At 45.4% G+C, this 21,152-nt stretch carries 16 protein-coding genes; 12 read left to right on the top strand and 4 right to left on the bottom strand.

Annotated features, from left to right (window positions below; genetic code table 11):
* The first annotated feature begins 126 nt into the window (after positions 1-126).
* The 9 genes from ACHZCY_RS06425 to ACHZCY_RS06385 all read left to right on the top strand — a co-directional run bounded on the left by ACHZCY_RS06425 (position 127) and on the right by ACHZCY_RS06385 (position 8,729).
* Positions 127-2,049, top strand: a complete 1,923-nt coding sequence (locus ACHZCY_RS06425) for a ligand-gated ion channel (RefSeq protein ID WP_319548232.1) — start codon at positions 127-129, stop codon at positions 2,047-2,049.
* 155 nt (positions 2,050-2,204) lie between these two features.
* Entirely contained in the window at positions 2,205-2,735 is a 531-nt protein-coding gene (locus tag ACHZCY_RS06420; RefSeq protein WP_319548231.1) for a transporter suffix domain-containing protein, read from the top strand.
* 271 nt (positions 2,736-3,006) lie between these two features.
* Entirely contained in the window at positions 3,007-3,840 is an 834-nt protein-coding gene (locus ACHZCY_RS06415) for a hypothetical protein (RefSeq protein WP_319548230.1), read from the top strand.
* A 10-nt stretch (positions 3,841-3,850) separates the two neighbouring features.
* A complete protein-coding gene (locus tag ACHZCY_RS06410) occupies positions 3,851-5,314 on the top strand; it encodes a DUF1254 domain-containing protein (protein ID WP_319548229.1) in 1,464 nt (487 codons plus the stop codon).
* Positions 5,315-5,326: 12 nt separating this feature from the next.
* Positions 5,327-6,775, top strand: a complete 1,449-nt coding sequence (locus tag ACHZCY_RS06405; protein WP_319548228.1) for a DUF1254 domain-containing protein — start codon at positions 5,327-5,329, stop codon at positions 6,773-6,775.
* Positions 6,776-6,783: 8 nt separating this feature from the next.
* Positions 6,784-6,996 carry a hypothetical protein gene (locus tag ACHZCY_RS06400; RefSeq protein WP_319548227.1) on the top strand — a complete coding sequence of 71 codons (213 nt, stop codon included), beginning with the start codon at positions 6,784-6,786 and terminating at the stop codon, positions 6,994-6,996.
* Positions 6,997-7,127: 131 nt separating this feature from the next.
* On the top strand, positions 7,128-7,652 hold the full coding sequence (locus ACHZCY_RS06395) for a hypothetical protein (protein ID WP_319548226.1): 525 nt from the start codon (positions 7,128-7,130) through the stop codon (positions 7,650-7,652).
* A 133-nt stretch (positions 7,653-7,785) separates the two neighbouring features.
* The gene (locus ACHZCY_RS06390) at positions 7,786-8,328 is read left to right on the top strand and encodes a transporter suffix domain-containing protein (protein WP_319548225.1); all 543 of its coding nucleotides are present in this window, start codon (positions 7,786-7,788) and stop codon (positions 8,326-8,328) included.
* 221 nt (positions 8,329-8,549) lie between these two features.
* Positions 8,550-8,729 carry a hypothetical protein gene (locus ACHZCY_RS06385; RefSeq protein ID WP_319548224.1) on the top strand — a complete coding sequence of 60 codons (180 nt, stop codon included), beginning with the start codon at positions 8,550-8,552 and terminating at the stop codon, positions 8,727-8,729.
* A gap of 315 nt (positions 8,730-9,044) precedes the next feature.
* Here ACHZCY_RS06385 and accC read toward each other — a convergent pair whose 3' ends face one another.
* Both accC and ACHZCY_RS06375 read right to left on the bottom strand, forming a co-directional pair.
* The gene (accC, locus tag ACHZCY_RS06380) at positions 9,045-11,057 is read right to left on the bottom strand and encodes an acetyl-CoA carboxylase biotin carboxylase subunit (protein WP_319548223.1); all 2,013 of its coding nucleotides are present in this window, start codon (positions 11,055-11,057) and stop codon (positions 9,045-9,047) included.
* Between the two features lie 8 nt (positions 11,058-11,065).
* Entirely contained in the window at positions 11,066-12,616 is a 1,551-nt protein-coding gene (locus ACHZCY_RS06375; RefSeq protein WP_205224949.1) for an acyl-CoA carboxylase subunit beta, read from the bottom strand.
* 460 nt (positions 12,617-13,076) lie between these two features.
* Here ACHZCY_RS06375 and ACHZCY_RS06370 point away from each other — a divergent pair, with 460 nt between their 5' ends.
* Positions 13,077-15,596 carry a c-type heme family protein gene (locus ACHZCY_RS06370; RefSeq protein WP_319548222.1) on the top strand — a complete coding sequence of 840 codons (2,520 nt, stop codon included), beginning with the start codon at positions 13,077-13,079 and terminating at the stop codon, positions 15,594-15,596.
* A gap of 315 nt (positions 15,597-15,911) precedes the next feature.
* On the opposite strand, the gene ACHZCY_RS06365 is transcribed toward ACHZCY_RS06370, so the two are convergent.
* Positions 15,912-16,799, bottom strand: coding sequence for a hypothetical protein (locus ACHZCY_RS06365; RefSeq protein WP_205224678.1), 888 nt, complete (start codon positions 16,797-16,799; stop codon positions 15,912-15,914).
* Between the two features lie 388 nt (positions 16,800-17,187).
* A complete protein-coding gene (locus ACHZCY_RS06360; protein WP_205224679.1) occupies positions 17,188-18,186 on the bottom strand; it encodes a LacI family DNA-binding transcriptional regulator in 999 nt (332 codons plus the stop codon).
* A gap of 775 nt (positions 18,187-18,961) precedes the next feature.
* Between ACHZCY_RS06360 and ACHZCY_RS06355 the strand changes: the two genes are divergently transcribed.
* A complete protein-coding gene (locus ACHZCY_RS06355) occupies positions 18,962-19,435 on the top strand; it encodes a hypothetical protein (RefSeq protein WP_205224680.1) in 474 nt (157 codons plus the stop codon).
* 798 nt (positions 19,436-20,233) lie between these two features.
* Complete coding sequence (locus ACHZCY_RS06350; RefSeq protein ID WP_319548221.1) at positions 20,234-21,151, top strand: metal ABC transporter solute-binding protein, Zn/Mn family; 918 nt, start codon at positions 20,234-20,236, stop codon at positions 21,149-21,151.
* Position 21,152 lies beyond the last annotated feature (1 nt).

The raw sequence follows: 21,152 nt of genomic DNA, 5'->3' as shown, positions 1-21,152 counted from the left end.
TATCTACCAGAGGGGATAATGTTTGCCTCAACAGGCTTAACATCCCTTTTATTTGCTTTCGATCTATGATAAAATCAAGACATATACGTATAGAGAAGTACAAAAGGATTCTAGGGGAGGGGTCCAATGAAGAATCACAATATGTACTGTTCTTTTGACGTTTCTACCATTCTTGTCTTTTTCCTTATAATTATTATAGAATCAATCCCCCTTAAAGCTTCCGCTGGAACCCAAAAAATAATCCAAGAAATAGAAGGGTTTTTACAAGAAAATACCCATTCGCTTTATGTACTCAGTGACCTTAAGAAAGGAGATACTGTTTTTGCTTATATGGAACGGAAAAGCGGTAATTTGGATCCCTTTTTAGGAGTTTTGAAGTATGATAAAGAAGTAGACATTGATTCAGAAGAAATACTACAACTTATCATTCATTCTGAACAAAATTTAAACGATTCCTTTTCACAAATTGCGAATAATATTTTCTTGAAATGGGACGATGACAGTGGCAGTGGCTATACTGCTGTGTTGGAGTTCCATGTGCCCAGCGATGGTACCTATTACATATTTGCCGGGAGCATGATCAGCAACCATTCCTACATTGGCTTAAGCCCCGGGTTCACCTTTGGATCTTTTAGATTACTCCTTGGGGTAAATGCTCCGGAAGTTGCAGAGGGGGAAGGGGAGCCTTCCGGTCTAGAAATCGCTGTTCTCGACAACCGATATGCTGAAGGCTCGGTTGACGTACAGCAGCTCAATCTACAGTTAACTAAAGATAGGCTAATCTCCTTTCGTCAATTCAGAAAGTTGAAATCAGGAGACATGATTTATGTCCGACTTGAAACCAAGGACGCCGCGCCTTTGCCACGTGTTTTCATAAGTGATTTTGGCACGAAACCACTGGTTTTCGGCAATCATGACAAAGAAAACGATGTTATCACCTTGAGTTATCAGTGTCGAGAGGAAAGGCAAGGTATGCGTTTGTATATTGACGGCTCTGTAATTGATACCATGCCGGAAGCGGCAGACTACCAAGTCTCTGTGGGAATTAATGCTCCTGAGGTAAATGAAGGGGGAGCAAGAGCTAAAGGTCTGCCGGTCCTTGAGGAGAGTCAAAATGTCAAGATCGGTTTAGCTGTTGACCAAATAGCAGATGTCGATCAACGGAGTGAAAAGTTCACTGTCGTCGGTTCACTGGCTCTTATGTGGACCGATCCGAATCTGGCCTTTAGCCCTGACAGTTGTAAATGCGCCGTCAAAAAAATGGAACTAAGTGACCTCAAGGCATATGCTTCAAAAAATGACATTTTGCTCCCCTCTTTCACTTTTTTTAACCAACAGGGAAAACGTTGGTCACAAGGGGAGATGGTTCTTTTGGAACCATCGGGCCGAGTAACATACAGTGAAAGGTTCACCGTGACCCTTCAGGCACCTGGTTTTGATTTTAGGGCTTACCCTTTTGATCGTCAACGCTTCAACATTCGCATCGATCTCTCCCACCCAACTGAAATTTTTATGTTTGAGGGTATTGAACGATCTGATAATGCCCTAGGTGATGCGCTTGGGGAGGAAGAGTGGTCTGTCATTTTTTATGAACAAAAAGTAGAATCCGTCCCTTTCACAAAAGGTTTTAAAAAATCAAGGTTTACTATGGTGATGGAAGTAAAGCGCCATTTGAACTTTTATATTTATAGAATCATGTTTCCCTTGCTTCTGATTATATCCGTATCATGGGTTATTTTTTTTCTGAAAGATTACGGACGTCAACTTGAAGTAGCCAGCGGTAATCTTCTAGTGTTTGTGGCCTTTAATTTTACGATATCGAATGATCTTCCACGCCTTGGTTATCTGACCTTGCTTGATCGAGTGATTGTCAACAGCTTTTGCTGTGCAGCTTGCGTTGTTTTGATAACTGTTTGCCAGAAACGTCTAGAAGCTAGAGGGCGTAAAGACATAGCATCCAAAGTTGATTATATTGTTCTTGTAACCTATCCACTACTATATATATTTCTCGCCCTTTATGAATACATAAAAGTGACCTATAAAATGTAGACACTTTCGATAGTACTAAACATTAATCTGTGTGTTCTTTTGAATTAATAGTTAAAGGTGTGCTGATTAGACTTGGTAAAGTGTTGCTATCTTGTTTCAAAGAGCTTTTTTTCTATGTTTTTATACCATTAATTTAAAAACGAAGGTAAGGCTTTATGAAAATCGAATCTGTTAAAGACTCTTCAGCAGGAGCTGGGTGGAGAATAAAAATAGGATTTACCGTTTTCATACTCAGTATTACTTGGCCTGTCCTTATACCTGTTTTACCATTTATTGGATTTTCCAATAAATCAGTCGCTGCGGTTACAGGGTTCATGTTTGTGGTGGCCGAAGTAATGATGATAACAGCTGCCGCAATTGCAGGGAAAGATGGTTTTGCCTATATCAAGCTAAAAGTGTTTAGCTTTTTTAAATTGTATACTCCCTCACGGGTCGTCAGCGTTACGCGGTACAGGATTGGCTTGATCATGTTCACAGTCCCGTTGTTTTATTCCTTTCTTTCTCCTTACATCGAATATTATTGGCCTGGTTTCGGGGAATATCGAATAATTAATGCGATTGCTGGAGATTTTTTATTGTTAGTGGGCCTATTCCTTCTTGGCGGCAATTTTTGGGAAAAACTACAATCACTTTTTATCCATAAGGCTATTGTCACTGTTTCCAACGATCATGAAGAAGGTTTATGAGGCTGGCATTATTCTCTTGTATTCATGGTAATTAGGGGTAGCAAATTCACCATTCCTAAAAATGACCCTCAAGCAATGGCTTTGGGGGCAGTAACTATCTTACAAAAACCTATTGAGGATAGTACCATCCTCGACACAATTCAAACAATCATAGCCAGAGATTAGTCGAATATCGTAAAAAAACTGGAAAATGAAATTTGCCTGGTATTAGCGTGTGACAATGACTTTCGCCTACATCCTAAGTCATAAACTTTTCAAGGAGGATATATAGATGAATAGGAAACAAAGACTTTTATTAATCCTCAGCTTGATACTTTTCGCTGCGATTGCTTCTGCTCAGGCTCAGGAGAAAAAGTCAGGAGGCGATGATCTAGCGGCCAAGACACAGAATCCGGTTGGCGCTATGTACAGTTTACCTTTCAAATTCAGTTTTGATTACGGCGCCGACAATGGTGAGGCAAGTTTTCTCAATATTCAGCCTGTCTTGCCACAGACAATCGGGGAATGGAATTTAATTCACCGCGTCATCGCGCCTCTCATTGATACCCCTGGCGCAGTGACTGGGACACCGGAAATTCCAAACCCAATTCCAGGAGACGGCGCCACTGGCCTCGGCGATATCAATTATTCTGTTTTTCTATCTCCTGCTGAGCCTGAAAAAATCATCTGGGGTCTTGGGCCTTCACTCATGATGGACACTGCCACAAACGATCAACTGGGCAGCGGTAAATGGAGCCTCGGCCCTACCGCAGTTGTACTCGTGCAGCCGAAGCCCTGGACATTAGGACTCCTTGGCAGACAACTCTGGTCCTTTGCAGGGGACTCCGACCGCAACAGCGTCAGCCAGCTGCTTCTTGAGCCTTTCATTAACTATAACCTGGAAGGGGGTTGGTATTTGATCAGCGATATGATCATCACCGCTAACTGGGAGGCGGACTCCGGAAATCGATGGACTGTGCCGCTGGGAGGCGGTTTCGGTAAAATGTTTGCAATCGGCAGCCAGAAAATGAATACCAAGCTGGAAGCCTATTACAATGTTGAGAAACCAGATGGTGCTCCGGACTGGTCTTTCTCCTGGACACTGCAATTTCTATTTCCAAGGTAAAGGTGCATTTATGAAATTCATAGCAAGTATATTGGTGGGTCTGTATTTAACTGTCGGGTGGAGCACGGCCGTTTTATCTCAGCAAAAACACTGGGAAGAACTACGTTCACTGCCGTTTCCTGAAAATTACCCAACCAAAGAATCCGCCGACCGCCTTTACGACGAAGTCCTATTCCAACGCGCCTGCCAGGTCGTCATCTGGTCCCTGCCGGCCACCGCCCTGTGGGCAATGAAGAAGGGCTCGGAAGCCGAGTTCGGCGAGGGCTCCAATATTTTTCCGATCTGGAAGGATCGCCTTAGCGCCGAAACCATTGTCAGCACCCCGAACTCCGATGTGATCTACGGAATGGGTTACCTTGATCTAAAAAAAGACGGTCCCACCGTCATCGAAGTGCCGCCAAAACTCCAGGGTATCCTCGATGACTTCTGGCATCGCCCGCTCACCGATGTTGGGTTTGTCGGCCCGGACAAGGGCGAAGGTGGCAAATACCTCATCCTGCCTCCGGACTTCAAGGGCGAGTCCCCAGAAGGCTACTTCACTTTCAAGTCCTCGACATACAACGTCTTCGTATTCTGGCGCGCTTTTCGCGATGAGGACGGAGGTACCAAGGAGGGAGTTGCTCTGATGGAGCAGACCAAAATCTATCCGCTCAGCAAAAAGGACAACCCACCGGAAATGGTGTTCCCGAACGGCACGGGTAGGGCGGCCAACATGCTCTACCCCCAGGACTACAGCTATTTCGAGGGCCTCGCTGATTTTGTGAACAACGAGTACGTCGGCCCCGAGGATTGGTCGATGCGTGGCATGATGGCATCTCTTGGCATTATTAAAGGAAAACCATTCGAACCAGATGCACACATGAAAGAGATTTTGGCGGCTGGTGCGGATGTTGGGATGAAGATGGCCCAGGCATTACGCCATGGGGATAAACTTCCGAACACCCTCTACTACGATGACCGCCAGTGGCACAACGTCCTCAACGTCCTCGATGTCGAGTTCAAACAGGAAACTTACATCGACATCGATGCACGCATGGGCATGTTCAAGATCGGCTATTCCATCAGTCCGGCCATGGTCATGAACATGGTCGGCAAAGGCTCCAAGTATCCCTTCGCCTACCGTGATTCCGATGGCAACCACCTCTCTGGCGGTTCCTCTTATAAATTACACCTTCCACCCAACGTCCCTGCGGAAAACTTCTGGTCGGTAACGCTTTATGATGGATATAACGCTTCCGGCTTAAAAAACGGCCAGCCATTCCCATCTATCGGATCATTAGATAAATTGAAATATAATGATGACGGATCGGTTGACCTTTATTTCGGCCCAGAACTTCCAAATGGCGCTCCAGAGGCAAATTATTTAAAAACAGTACCAGGTAAAGGATGGTTTACCTTGCTTCGTCTCTATAGCCCAAGCAAACCATTTTTTGACCAGACTTGGAAACCAGGTGACTTTGAAAAAATAAACTAAGGGAGAACTAGTATGAAAATGAGAAATTATTCTATGGCGATTGCCGCCACAGTATTCTTCCTTTCCGGAGCACACTGCGCTCAAGCTGAAAAAATACAAACACGAATCGGGGAACTAGAATTCACGTATGATTTCGCCAATGGTTACCCCACTGATGCCACGGTGGAGAAGATCTTCGACGAGATGGATTTCCAACGCGCTTGTCAGGCTTATCTCTGGGCCATTCCGGTGGTCTCAATGTCGCAGTGGCAGCATGAGCACATGGCGACACTCGGAGCTGAGAACGGCCAGATCGTTTTCATCGAGTCCTATGATGATCGTGCGGGCGGCTTGACTTACAACTCGACAACTCCCTACGTATTGCCTTTTATCGACCTGGCAGACGGACCTTGGGTAGCAGTGATGCCCGAGGGTGAGGTTCGCGGCGCCGCCCACGACATGTGGCAGATCGCCATGACCACCCTAACCGAGCCGGGCAAATACATGTTTGTTGGCCCCGGCCAGGAAGTGCCTGAAGGTGAGGAGGCTGAAGGATACAAGATTACAAAGTCGCCAACCAACAGCTTGCTGCTTGGGATCCGCCTGATGTCGACCGACCGCGATGAAAGAATCAAACAACTGAAGAAGATCGAGATTTACCCTTGGGCCGAGCGCAAAAATCCGCGTCCGCGCGGCTACATTACCCCTGGCGGAAAACACTGGCTGGCAGCACATCCACGTGGCATGGCATATTGGGAACGACTGGCGGATGTCGTCAACCGCGAGCCTGTATTCGAGCGTGATCGTTTCTTCATGGCCATGTTAAAAGAACTCGGCATCGAAAAAGGCAAGCCATTCCAGCCAACCGAACGCCAACAGAAAATTCTTACCGACGCAGCGCTCGTGGGAGAGAGCATGGCCAAGGCAAACAACTTTGCCAAGCGCTTGAAGACCGGAAAGTACGTTAAAGGATCCCATTGGTATTTCGCCACGGTGGCCTTCCCCGACCAGAAAGCCGAGAACTATGACCAGCTCGACGAGCGTGCCGCCTGGTTCTACGAAGCGGTGACTAACAATGCAGCCATGCACGGCCAACGCACCGGTAAGGGACAGGTTTATATGGCCTCCAACAAAGACAAGGACGGTGACTGGCTCGATGGCGGTAGGAATTATGTCCTGCACGTTCCACCCGATGCCCCGGCGGAAACTTTCTGGTCCATCACCCTCTATGATGTTGCTACCCGGTGCCTTCTGCAGAACGAGCAGAAGATCGCCGACCGATCATCCCGCATGGACCTGATCAAGAATGCAGACGGCTCAGTAGATATTTATATGGGGCCGGATGCGCCCAAGGGCAAGCAGAAGAACTGGATTCCAACTGTACCAGGTAAGGCGTGGTTTCCATATTTTCGTCTTTATTCGCCCAAAAAAGCTTTCATGGATCGCAGTTGGATTTTACCTGATATTGAGAAAAACAGATAAATCGGATTATGGCTCCAGCAAACGCTGTAAATCAGGACACCGACTCCAACAACTACTACACCTGGTGGATTCGCCGAATCTTTGCTCTGGTTCCGGTACAGACCTTTGTAGGTGAATATATCGCCACCTTCAAGGAGTTTCCGCCGCGACAGAAACCGGCAAAATTCAATGTTGACGATGCGCTTAACGCAATGAAGGCAGGTGCTGGAGTTGGCAACTGATCGTTGTATAAAGGGGTAAGCTCCGGTACAATACGTATCGTTTACCAGCCCGATCTGATACACGCCGGAGTAATTTATCCTGGAGGAGGTGGAGGAGGTATTTACCCTCCTCCAGCCAGGGAGGTGGCTTCATGGGGACAAAGACCGCGAATCAGATATCTCCTGCTGCTCACTCCCAGAAGAGGTTTGTCTTCGGGATATTGCTTTTCGCCTGCGGTCGTCTGACCTTTTTACTGATACCGCTGGTGCGCAGTTCGTCGCTCACCTCAGACTGGAAAAATGTGCTTTCAGTGATCTGCGTATTCGGCCTGCCGGATCTTTTCACCGTCCTGGCGGTCGCAGTGCTCGGCAAGGAAGGGTTTGCTCAGCTCAAGCAGCTGCTGTTCAGTCGCATAAAGCGCTTCGCCCCGCCCGCCAAGGTTGGCAAAGTGCGTTATCGAATAGGCCTGGTCATGTTTTTCGTGCCAATCGTTTTTGCTTGGGCCTACCCGTACCTCAACGAGATTTTCTCTGGGATTCAGGAGTACCGGATTGTTTTGAGCGTGTGCGGTGATCTGCTGTTAGTGACGAGCTTCTTCGTCTTGGGCGGAGAGTTCTGGGATAAAATCAGAGGCTTGTTTGTGCATGAACCTGCAAGGCCTGATATAAGCGTCTGAAAACCGATAAATCGTTGATCAAGCTTCTGGTGAAACCATAGCTAGCCATGTTTACAAGGCTGGCATAATGTGAGGCCAAAGGCTGGGTCACATGTGTGCTGGTTATAAAGCCAACACGAGAGGAGGTAGAGCCTTGGAGCCAAATACTCGTGATGAGATGTCATCGAAAATGGAGGTGAAGCCTGGATGGCGCATCAAAGCCGGGTTCGCCATGTTCATAGCCAGTATTGCGTGGCCACTATTAATGCCTCTTTTGATGCTTTTCGGGGTATCGACCGGAGCTGTTGCCAAGATCTCGGGAATGCTGCTGATTGCAGCCGAAGTTATGCTCGTGGCCGCCGCGGCCTTAGCGGGAAAAGAAGGTTTTGCCTATATCAAGCAGCGCGTCTTTGGTTTGTTGAAGTCATACGCCCCGCCAGAGACTGTGAGCGCTTCACGGTATAAGATCGGCCTGGTTATGTTTACGGTTCCATTGCTGTTTACATTTCTGGCGCCTTACCTTGGTATATTTATCCCAAAACAAATCGCCGGCAACGTTTTGCTGGCCATTGGAGGTGATCTCTCATTATTGATCAGCTTGTTCCTGCTCGGGGGTGATTTTTGGGATAAACTGCGTGCGCTCTATGTGCATGGTGCGGTGGCCAGCATGCCTGATAAATCTGCGGGGACACCATAAGGAGTCAATGATGATTTAAGCATTTGCTCATCCGCGAATAGCAGCCGGTTTGTCTTGGGTTTCATTCAGGAAATCTAGTTCAAATCACTGATATTAATTGTAACTATCAACTAGGACGAGGTGATTCTATGAAACAATTTACCAGCTTCATTTTATTCTCGATGCTTATCATTTGCACCACGCTGAATTTTTACGGATGTACCGGTTCCCCCTCAGGCAGTATGAAATCTGACCACATTACACGAGAGGGAAACTATAAAGAAAAGGTTGAAGTTGATTCAGTGGCAGAGCCGGCGGAGGCTGTGGATAAGGAAGTAAGTGATAACACAACTGCTGATGGAGAAGGTGATTCGGGTGGTGACGGAGGTGGTGACGGAGGTGGTGACGGAGGATCGGATTGACCGGCAATCGAGTAATCAGGAATACGTGTTGAAATCTTGATGAACTATATTGGGAGGCGCTTTTTTGCAAAAATAGAAAGGCGGAAAAGAATTGCCTTTTAGGCACCAGCTTCCTGGGAGTTCAACTAAGAAGATTGGAAAAGAATCGCACATACACCCAATAAATAGTTCTGTCCCCTTTTTCCCAAAGAAGTTTTATGGGGTGCGCTAAGGAGGGCACCTGCTCGTATTGAGCAGGTGCCCATATATTGCAAAGACGTGGTATTTTAAGAGTGTTTACTCTTTACTCAAGCTCAGCAAGATACAGCAGGCCAGTCACTTCTCAAATCGTATCAAAACTTCCTCCGCTTCGACGGTTTGTCCTTTTTCGACCAGAATTTCTGCTATCACGCCGTCAATGGGGGAGGCAACACCACTTTCCATTTTCATGGATTCAAGGATGACGAGGTCTTGTCCCCTGTACACCTGCTCCCCTTGAGCGGCCTTTACATCAACAACGAGACCAGGCATAGGGCATAAGAGGAGATCTTTTTGCTTACGTTGTTCTTTTCGCGGCATGTACTGCATCATTTCCCATTCTTGTGGTGAATATACCTCAAAAATTTTGGATATACCGTTAAACGAAACATGCATGAACTGATCGTCGACCACTAGGCGGAAGCGATAAGGTTGATTATTTATAATTAATTTCAGGCGCCTACGGAAAAACTCAAAAACAGGTATTATGACTTTGTGGTCAAACCCATCAACCTTGATGGTCATGGACTGACCGCTGATGATCGGCCCCTCAAGAACGACATCGTAGGAAGCATCGTCAGTTCGTACCATATAGGCATGTTTAACTCCTGGATGATGCTTGCCGCCTATTTCCGAAACCATAGGGCGTAGCGATTCCCTGACGGCAACCGTGCGTACGTGATAAATAAGGGTCGCGGCCAAAGCGCAAAGTCGTAGATGCTGAGTCGATGGAGAACGTTTGCAGATGCCGCCTGAAAAATGCTGGTCAATAAAATTGGTACTTAACTCGCCTTCGGCAAATTCCTGCAGACAAAGGAGACTGGTAGCAAAGTCGATATTGGTTGAGACACCTTCAATGTGGTAACCGTTCAATGCCTCAATCAGATTGAGTCGGGCATCCTCTCTGGTTTTGCCGTAACTGATCACCTTGGCCAGCATGGAATCATAAAACATCTCGATTCTGCTGCCAATGTTTACCCCACTGTCCACACGGAGGTTTTCTCCCTGCGGTGCAAAGTACCGGGTGATCATGCCGGTTGACGGCATAAAATCACGGCTCGGTTCCTCGGCGCAGATGCGGGCTTCAATGGCCCAGCCGTTTATTCTTACTTGGTCTTGGGTGAGCGGCAGCTTCTCTCCGCAGGCAATGCGCAGCTGCCATTCAATCAGGTCCATTCCGGTCACCAGCTCGGTCACCGGATGCTCAACCTGGAGCCTGGTATTCATCTCCAGAAAGTAAAATGATTTATCCGGCCCCATAACGAATTCGACCGTGCCGGCGTTGACGTAGCCGGCTTTTGTTGCGAGGTCACAGGCGGCTTTTCCCATCTCGGCACGCAGTTCAGGTGAAACAACGGATGAGGGCGCTTCCTCAATCACCTTTTGGTAACGGCGTTGGATTGAACATTCCCGCTCACCAAGATGTATTATATTACCATGCTCATCGGCCAGGATTTGGATTTCTATATGCCGTGGATTTTCGATATACCGTTCGACAAAAATACGGGTATCGTTAAAGGCTTTCTTGGTCTCCTGCCTACTTGCTGCAAGTGCCGTCGACATTTCTTCCGGGCTGTGGACGATGCGCATCCCTTTCCCTCCACCCCCTGCCGCCGGTTTTAAAAGGATTGGATAGCCGATGTCTTCGGCCAGTCGTAATGCTTCCTCATCATCCTTGACGGCATCTATGTGACCTGGGATGACCGGCACTCCGGCTTTTTTGGCAAGATCTTTAGAGGTGATTTTGTCACCCATCACATCAACTGCCTCCGGACTGGGGCCTATAAAGGTGATTCCAGCCTCGGTTACGGCTTGAGCAAAGGCACTGTTTTCCGACAAAAAACCATATCCGGGATGGATCGCCTCGCAACCGGTGGCTTTTGCTGCTTCGATGATTTTATCAATCACAAGATAGGATTTCTGGGATGCAGACTCTCCGATATGAACGGCTTCATCTGCCAACTGTTTATGCAGACTACGATGATCTGCGTCAGAATAAACAGCAACTGTGCTGATGCCCAATCGGTTACAGGTGCGGATAATACGGATTGCAATTTCACCTCGATTGGCGATAAGTATTTTCTGAAACATAGTTTGCCTCACAGTGGAATGTTGCCGTGTTTACGATCAGCCTTCTCACTACGTTTGCTGTCGAGCATCTGCAGGGTACGGATGAGGTGGGACCTGGTATCACGCGGGAATATGACATCATCGATATAACCGCGCTGGGCTGCCAGGAATGGATTGGCAAAAGTGTCACGATACTCTTCCATCCTCTCGTTTATCACCTTGTCCGGATCTTCGGCAGCTGCGATTTCCTTTCTGTAGATAACCTCTGCTGCTCCCTTTGGTCCCATGACGGCGATTTCTGCTGTCGGCCATGCAAAGTTGACATCACAGTGGATATGTTTGGAGTTCATCACCAGATAGGCACCGCCATATGCCTTACGGACGATAACAGATATTCGGGGGACTGTTGCTTCGGTGAAAGCATAGAGCAGCTTGGCTCCATGCCTGATAATACCACCGTGCTCCTGATCCGGTCCCGGCATAAAGCCGGGGACATCAACCAAAGAAATAAGTGGTATGTTGAAAGCGTCGCAAAATCGGACAAAACGTCCGGCCTTAAAAGAGGCATCGTTGTCAAGTACGCCGGCCAGAACAGCAGGCTGATTGGCGACAAGACCGACTGTTTGTCCGCCCAGACGGCCAAGACCGCAGATAATGTTGCGGGCAAAATTACCGTGCACCTCCATGAATTCCGCACCATCAAGGATGGAATTAATCAGGACGTGCATGTCGTAACTTTCCGCCGAATTGGAGGGGATCAAGTAATCCAGTGCGGGGTCGGTTCGTGTAGGGGAATCGCTTAGGTCGAGAATTGGTGAACGCTGTTTGTTGTTGGAAGGCAGGTAACTGATCAGCCGACGTATTTCCCTGAGGCAAAGAACATCATTGGCAACGGTAAAATGAGCTACCCCGCTTTTTGTTGAGTGGACACTGGCTCCGCCGAGATCTTCTGAAGAAATATCCTGGTGCGTTACGGTTTTCACCACACTTGGACCGGTAACGAACATATAGGAAGAGTCCTCGACCATAAATACAAAATCTGTGATTGAAGGACTGTATACTGCACCCCCGGCACAGGGCCCCATAATGCAGGATATCTGAGGAACAACTCCGCTTGCACGAACATTGCGGTGGAAAATTTCACCATATGCGGCCAGGGCATCCACCCCCTCTTGAATTCGCGCGCCACCAGAGTCATTCAAGCCGATGATCGGCGCACCAACCTTGACAGCCAGGTCCATTACTTTACATATTTTTTGTGCATGCGCCTCGCCCAGCGAACCACCAATGATGGTGAAATCCTGGCTGAAAACAAAAACTTCGCGGCCGTCGATGGTACCGTGCCCGGTGATAACACCGTCTCCCAAATAGGTGGTGCTGTCACCAAGGTTGCCGCCACGCCCAACCTTGAGCACATCAAATTCTTCAAATGAATTATTGTCTAAGAGAAGATTCAGCCGTTCTCTGGCCGTTAATTTACCTTTTTGATGTTGTTTCTCTTTCAGCTTGGGCCCGCCGGCGGTTACAGACTCTTCTCTGAGCCGCTCTAGGGTTTCAAGCGTAGTTTGTTGACTGGACATATGGAGCCTCCCGTAATAGGTAGTGATTACAACTACACTTCAGCCATATTTATCTGGGGTTTGTCACACTAAGATAAACGCATCATGCAATAATCCATTTTTTATTATTTACCTGCAAGGGGTAGCTAGAACTCGCAAAGCTTTCTTGGCTGATACCCCAAAAGGATGGAAATCTTGTCCGCTGCACGGTGAAATTTACTTATACAACATCTCTATTTCCAGTGCTAGGGGGGAGAGTGGGATAAAGTGTCTGTTGAGCACTTAGCGTGTACAGTTGGCGAGAAAAATGTTCTGTGTTTGAGCAGGCAATAGTAATCATTTTCCATCGGTATATTTTGTTTATTTTTTGCCGAAGTATACCATATACTACTATGTAGTAAGTGTATCGTTGCTTAGTATTTGACTTGTTTGAATATAGAAATCCTGGACAGGCAGCACGCAATAAACACATGAGGGAGAAATGATGAATATTGCTACTAAACTTCTGTTGTCAATAGGCTTTGTTGGGGTCATGTATTCCTGTTTCCTGCTCTATGAAACATATACCCTGACTCAAGTGAGGGTGAATGAAGTTGTAGAACAGGAGGCTAGGATGGCTTTACAGTTCAACCTTTCAATCAGAAACTATGTCGCCTCGAATATCCGGCCAATGATGTATAAGCTTGTTGGTGAAGAAGAATTTATCCCTGAAGCGATGTCTACTTCCTATGTCTCTCGTGCGATATTTGAGGATGTGCGTAAAGCGTTCCCGGAGTTTATTATCAAATTTTCATCGGATAATCCCCGTAATCCAGTCAATTTGGCGGGGCCTGAAGAGCTCGATTTGATCAAAAAGTTTAACCGCAACCCAGACATGCAGAAATGGCAAGGTAATATCAATATTGACGGGAAACCATACTTTGCACTTTTCAGTGCGCGCCGAATGCGGGAGGCTTGTCTCAATTGTCATGGAGAGCCGCAAAATGCTCCGAAAGCAATTTTAGATAAATATGGGAATGTTGCTGGGTTTCATCGAACATTAGGTGATGTCGTCGGTCTTGACACGATAGCAATACCCGCCAATCGTATAAGTGAAATGTTCATGGATGAATTCAAGATCAAGACATCCGTGGCCGGGTTGGCCCTGGCTCTCTTCCTGTTTTCGATCATGCTGATCATCAAAAATATCCTGACTACGCGATTGACCCACATCGCAAATCATTTAAAAAATGAGGCAAATAAAACCGATCCCAATTTACTTGAGCCACTCGTTGTGAGAGGAAAAGATGAAATTAGTGAGATCGCTATGGGGTTCAACGTATTGAGAGACAAACTCAAAGAGATGTATGCCTCACTGGAATCTCAAGTATCAGAGAGAACAGCTGAATTAAAAGCAAAAAATGCAGAGTTTGGCAAAGAAATAATTTTTAGGACCAAGACTCAAGAGCTACTCAAACAACGAGAAGCGACTATGAGTGCTGTTTTTCGAGCCGCGCCTACCGGTATTGGAGTTGTTGTTGATCGGGTATTTACCCAGGTAAATAAAAAATTGTGTTTGATGGTCGGTTACACCGAGAAGGAACTGTTGGGGAAGAGCTCCATTCTGATTTATCCTTCGCTGGAAGAATATGAGAGAGTAGGAAAAGAAAAATATAAACAGGTTGATGAGAGCGGGACTGGGACCATCGAAACCTTATGGAAAAAGAAGAGCGGAGAAATTATTAATATTCTCTTGAGTTCCTCTCCCATAGACCAAGAAGACTATTCCGGAGGTGTGACTTTTACAGCCCTCGATATCACGTCTCAGAAAATTGCTGCAAAGGACAAAAAATATCTGCAGGAACGGTTGGCTCGGTCCCAGAAGATGGAAGCACTAGGACTTCTTGCCGGTGGAGTGGCACACGATCTGAATAACGTACTTTCCGGTATAGTTAGCTATCCAGACTTATTACTCCAGAAGACAAGTGCTGAATCCCCCCTTTATAAGCCTCTAAAATTAATACAGGAATCTGGTAACAGGGCCGATGCGATAGTACAGGATCTCCTCACTATGGCACGAAGAGGAGTCGCCCACACTAAAATTTTAAATCTAAATAATATCATCAGAGATTATATGAAATCACCTGAATATCAGGTCATTTCCCGACTTAACCCCAATCTGGTCATATCAACTCATCTTGAACCGGATCTGCTGAACATTCGAGGTTCAGTAATTCATTTGAAAAAGACCATCATGAACCTAGTAAATAACGCAGCAGAATCAATAAAGGATCATGGTATAATTATGATTACAACTGAAAATCGATATGTTGATAAGCCGATCAAAGGGTATGACGAGATAAATGCCGGCGATTTCGTGATTCTTACAGTTGCTGACAGCGGATCAGGAATTGAAGCGGAAGACCTTCAGCATATTTTTGAACCGTTTTACACCAAGAAAGTAATGGGACGTAGCGGCACTGGCTTGGGCATGTCAGTTGTCTGGGGAACCGTTCAAGATCATTCCGGATATATAAACATTGAGAGCGAGATAGGAAAAGGAACTACGTTTAAACTTTTCTTTCCCGTTACACGAAAGCCTCTCGACACACAATGCAAGGAAATAAAACTTGAGGAATATCTCGGAACCGGCGAGACGATTTTGCTTGTTGATGATGATAGGAATCAGCGGGTAATTGTCGGAGATATGCTTACCACTCTTGGTTATAATGTTGAGGCGGTAGCCAGTGGTGAAGAGGCGCTTGAATATCTACAGAAAAAGGCCTTTGACCTGGTATTGTTGGATATGATCATGGACCACGGGATTGATGGCCTCGAAACGTATAAGCGCATCCGCCAGATTATCCCTGCGCAAAAAACTATTATAGCCAGTGGTTTTTCTGAAACGAGGAGAGTCAAAAAAGCACAAGAACTGGGAGCTGGTCAATACGTGAAGAAACCATATACGCTTGAACGTATTGGTTTGGCTGTTAAACAGGAGCTCACCTGTGTGAAAAAATAACCACAGGCATATATTTGATGGGCTCGTAAAAAGTTAAAAAACGAAACCCGGTTGTTTAAAAATTTGAGCCGGTATTTTCATCTCCCTATAATCTACCAGGAAGGCACACAAGTATTTATACAGAATTGTACAACACCCCTTTTGTATAAAATACAGAAAGCTCCTATGTTCGGCAAAATGCGAGATAGTATGGTACAACCCTCAAACTTGAAGATTACCATTGGTTATATCAAGCTGTAGTCTGCTTTGCTGCTGGAATATTCTTAATTTTCCAGGCTCGACAAGCCGACTGAAAGGTTATTTCGATGATGAGAATCAGGAATCAGGTTCAATAATTGAAAAATGTGGTATGCCGACATCAGCAGGGGAAATTATATAGAGCCGATACTTGAGAGACCGCTTGCCGGGATTCGTCTGTTCATATACACGAAGTATACCGAGAACAGGTGTCTGATCGATACTCCCGAATGCTTCCTCAGGTTGGACGGTGATATTTCTCCTGTGCACTTCATTTTTAAGATCCTTGTTAAGAGATTCAAAAGTGAAGGTCGCAAACTCTCCATACCTCCCCAGGCCAAGTATTCTTGTCAGTCCTGTAAAGTTGTTCTTTTTATAACGAGTATCGTGGCATACGATGATGTACGGCGGAAACAGGACGAGACCTTCAGACGACAAGACTTTTTCCCTTATTTTACCAAGATCTTGCGCAAAACGATGTGCTTGTTTCTCTGAAAAATTAAGCTCGGTTTTGTTGTAGGCGTAATACATTGGTGGATCAATCAGGCCAACAGAGGCGCAGGTGCTGATTCTTGTGCGGGCTCCATATGGCTGGTTCATAAAGGTAGGGCAATGGCTTTTAATAATATCGTTGGAATTTATTTCTAGAGTGGAAACACTGCTGATTCTTTTTGTGCGTCGAAATGCGGCTTTCTTGTATGTAAAAATTCTTCTTGCCGCTTTAGAAAAAAATCCTCCATCTAGATTTATCGCTGAAGCGATGCCATCATGGTAAAGTAGCGTAGCATTATCATTCTGCATGGCATCTCTGATTGCAGACCTGAAGTCTTTTGCTGAAATCTTGCCATAGCTTTCGTATCTGATAAATTGTTCGTCGACATCCTGATAGATCAAACCTCCAGGGATGAAAATTGCCCCTTTATTATCATACTTACCTGTTGCACCTTCCTCGTTAACTCCTGGCATTTGCCCTTCCTCATACTGCTTAAGCATTTTATTAAGTGTGTGAAAACGAATCGTAATTACCTCCTTAATTAATTCATTTCCTAAGATTTTTTTCTTATGCATAGCGAATATGATTTTTTTATTTAGGTGTTTGTCGGACAAAGGCTTGTTGGGGCACTTTAGCAGCATGAGTCAGGTTATCGGTAATCATGCTTATGATAATCACGGCAACTGTCTTTTATCGTGCTAACTCTTTAGCCTGGATTGCTCACCAGTTCAGGCGGTGGCAGGTTCAAAGTTTTTGGTAGTGAATCATAGTAGGCTATCGGAGTCTAGGCTTACCTTTTACTGCTACATACTGCACAAGATGACGAATCATGGATCAGATCCAGTGTCTGGAAATATGCAGTTAGTTGGAACAGCCACAGGATTGACGGATGACAAGCTTCGTCTTGAGAACCACTTCTCTGTTCGACCTTGAAGGGTCATTTATTCTTTTGATAAGAAGTTCTGCAGCGGTGCGTCCAATTTCATATGTCGGCTGCTCAATGACGGTGAGTGCCGGGTCAATGAGTTGCGCCCAGCTTGTATCGTCAAAACTGGCAATGGCTATATCGTTTGGAATAGAGAGTTTACTTTCACGAATCGCGCGAATAGTACCAGATGCAAGAAGGCTATTGCTCGTAAAAATTGCATCGGGCCGATCGTTTCGTTGCAAAAGAGACAAAGCTGTGTTGAAACCATCATTTTCTCGTGGCGTACTATACTTGATCAGATCTTGTGACGGCTTGATATCGTTATCCTTGAGAGCTTTTAAAAAACCTTGCCGCCGCTCCTGTCCAGTCGTGCTTTCCGCCCCAAAAACTCCGGCTATACGTTTATAGCCATGCTCAATTAAATGGCTGACAATGGCATAAGCTGATGAGACATTATCAATAAGGACATTATCTACATCAAAATTGCTAACATGCCGGTCAATCATAACTATCGGTTTCTCAAGGGAATACGTTTCTGTAAAATTATCGATCCCTTTTCTGGTCGGTGAGAGAATAATGCCGGCAACATTTTCAACGCGGAGGAGGTCAAGGCACTTCTTTTCCTTAATCGGATCTTCGTCTGTGTTGCAGAGTATTACGTTATATCCCAGTTCCTGGGCTGCATCGTCAACGGCCCTGCTTACCCTTTGAAAAAAAGGATTCTCTATATCGGCTACAATCAGGGCAATGATTCGCGACGTGTTAGAGCGCAGGCTTTGGGCTACCCTGTTTGGCTGATAATTCAGTTTCTTTACAACCGCCATTACACGTTTTTTGACTTCTTCCCTAACGTGGGGTTTGTTGGAAAGAACCCTTGATACTGTTGCTGTTGAGACACCGGCTGCCTCAGCAACATCTTTAATTTTAACCATTGAAACCTCTTTGATCTTTGGTGGAGCATAATCAGGCCGACAAATTAAATGTAAACGTTTACATTGTTGACGTCAAATAATTTTTACTCTTTGATCTTAAGTGTGTGCTGTAACCAATTGTATTTGTATGGATATATGGGCGGTAGATGTTTGGGCGAATTTTGTTTTTATGCATTAACCAACGTGAAATAATCGTTAACAGAAAAATACAGATTGGCTGCAAATGAAAGTGCATATGCATGGATAAAGACGAATAAAGTTTGTTGTTAGAGTAGCCATAGCTGCTTGAGGTTTCTTGTTGTATGAAAACGTTTACGTTTATACCTAGGTTTTTTTACACGATGATCATTTCTTAATTTTTGAGTAAAAGTAGCATAAAAGTCTGTATGTATGTAAAAAAAATAATTGCAGACTAAAGGTGAAAAATTTCACAAAAAAATGTTGACGCTTGTTTTTGTAATCGTTTACATTTGGTTTCGGTTGTTCTACAAAGTAAAGTTTTGCTGAAGAGAGGATCAAATGAAAGGGGTAGTTCAAAGATTTGACGACTTCCTGAGCGGAATTGTTCCCATTCCCCGAGACTGGTTAATTTGTCGCCTGGGGCTGATTGTGGAGAAGTCGCTAACCACGTAACGAGGAGGTCTGTTTATGTCCGGTAATGTTGTGAAGGTAATACTTTGAAAGTAGGGGCCCAGTCGTTTGTAATGTCTTTAAGTGGCGTGGTTATGCCCTGGTTGGTTCTCCATCTCCCGGCTCCGTGTTTGCGTTGACCCTGATGTCCACCAAAGGAATGGGGATTGTCTTAACCTTAAGTTCCATTGCGGTATCCGCTCTCACTTCGTTTATCATTGGAGCTGTATTTATTCGCACCGACGCTTCAGAAAGTGATGATCTCGATGCGGCCACAGCGGCTGTTGCGGCAAGTAAGTCTGAGGCAAAAGGACAGGCTGCCCCTCTCGCGTCAGCAAAGTCGGAAAATGTTCGATCAATTGTTGTGGATTGCGATGCAGGCATGGGCTCTTCAGCCATGGGGGCAACGGTACTACGTGGCAAAATTAATGATGCCGGCTTAGATATTGAGGTGAGTAACGCAGCTATTAATGATCTGAAAGATGCCGACATCGTTATTACCCAAAATGAATTGACGGATCGTACTCGGTCTATGTTGCCAAATGCTCAGCATCTGAGCATCGATAAGTTTATGGACGCAAGCTTCTATGATGAGCTGGTAGCAAAACTGGTAAAATAACTCTGTCAGCGTTGATTATTCATAGAAGAGCTGGCATCTTCGGACGGTTACGATTTCCCGCATAGTTGGCTATCGGAGTCTTCACTTCCTGCAAAAAATCGCCTCTGTCTAAATAGGAAGCGAAGACTCCGTGAGGTAACTGTAAGCAGTTACTGGTTTTAGGTATAATACATCAAAGCGTTATCAAACCAGTGGGTAATTACCCGAATTTCTCATGAACTTTTTGATTACAAACTCAATTATTTGATATTATTACTTAAAGAGTATTTGCACAATTAACAGTCTGTTTTTCGTTTTCAATCAAAAAGTTCCCCCTTCGGGTCAATAGATTTTTCCACAGGATCTACGTTACAAACCACTTGCGGTAGTTTACTACAGCTGCGCGGCTTGTGCCTTGCCCTGCGAAAAACTTTATTGATGAGAAATCCGGGCTAAAGGGTATTTTTCGCAACGTTGTAAATCATCAGATATTTATCAATCTCAAACAACAAATATATTATGTGTGGCATTGTCGGCTATTGTGGCCCTAAAAGAGTTTTATCGGTGATCGTAGAGGGGCTTAATCGCCTGGAATATAGAGGGTATGATTCTGCCGGTGTGGCCTACTTGGATCAGGGAAAGCTTTTCAAATAGAGGCAGGAACCCCGGTTGTGCTGTTGAACAGCAATTATTTTAAATTGCAGAGTATGTTTTTTAGATACTTGAAAAGTAAGATAATAAATTTTGATTTGACCAATACTGCTTCCTGTGTTCCCTTACAAAAAAGGAAAAATATTAAATCGTTGGGAGAGAATAATTATGAAAGGAATCATTTACGGATTGGTGTTTTTTGTAAGTCTTTTCTGCTCCTCATTTGCAGTTGCAATCGCAAGTAAACCAATAGTTGTTGCTTCAACAACACAGATTGCTGATTTTGCAAGGCAAGTTGCAGGCGATCGCCTCATCGTCAAATGTGTACTGGCTCCCGGTGCTGATCCGCATACATACCAACCGACTCCAGATGATGTCCAGATGGTGCTCGAATCCGATATTTGTCTGGAAAACGGGTTACATCTCGAAGGTAAAAACTGGATGTCAACCCTTGCCACTGATGCAGGGAAACCAATCATTACCACTACCGATGGTATAAAACCGCTGGCAATTTCAAGTGAAGGGGAAACGGTAGCAGATCCACATGCGTGGTTTTCTCCCAAAAACGTAGCCGTTTACGTCAATAACATTGTCAAAGGATTCAGCCAATTGGATCCTGACGGCAAACAGAATTACGAGGCGCGTGCCACTCTCTTTTTGCAACAGCTTCGTGTGTTGGACTCGTGGGTGCGCCAACAGATAAATAGAATTCCCACCCAGCGTCGCATTCTTGTAACTACCCATGATGCGTTCAATTATTTTTGCACTGAATTCAAGCTGAATGCCAATAATAATTTCCTTTCCATTGCACCGGTTGGCTGGTCTACGGGTGCGGAAGTAGGTGGTGGCATGACCCCTGAACGGAGGCGGAAGGTTGTTCAATCAATAAAAGAGTCTGGTGCTCCTGCCCTTTTTGTAGAAACCACCATCAACCCCAAACAAATACGCGAAATAGCTAAAGAGACAGGGGTGAAGATTGGTGGCGAACTGTATTCCGATTCAATGGGGCCAGAAGGATCAGCCGGCGAGACCTACATCGGCATGATGAGAGAAAACGTACTGTTGATGGTTAACGCACTGAAATAGA

Source organism: Desulfogranum marinum, from assembly GCF_963675105.2.
GTDB lineage: Bacteria > Desulfobacterota > Desulfobulbia > Desulfobulbales > Desulfobulbaceae > Desulfogranum > Desulfogranum marinum.
This window is presented reverse-complemented; position numbering and strand designations above follow the sequence as displayed.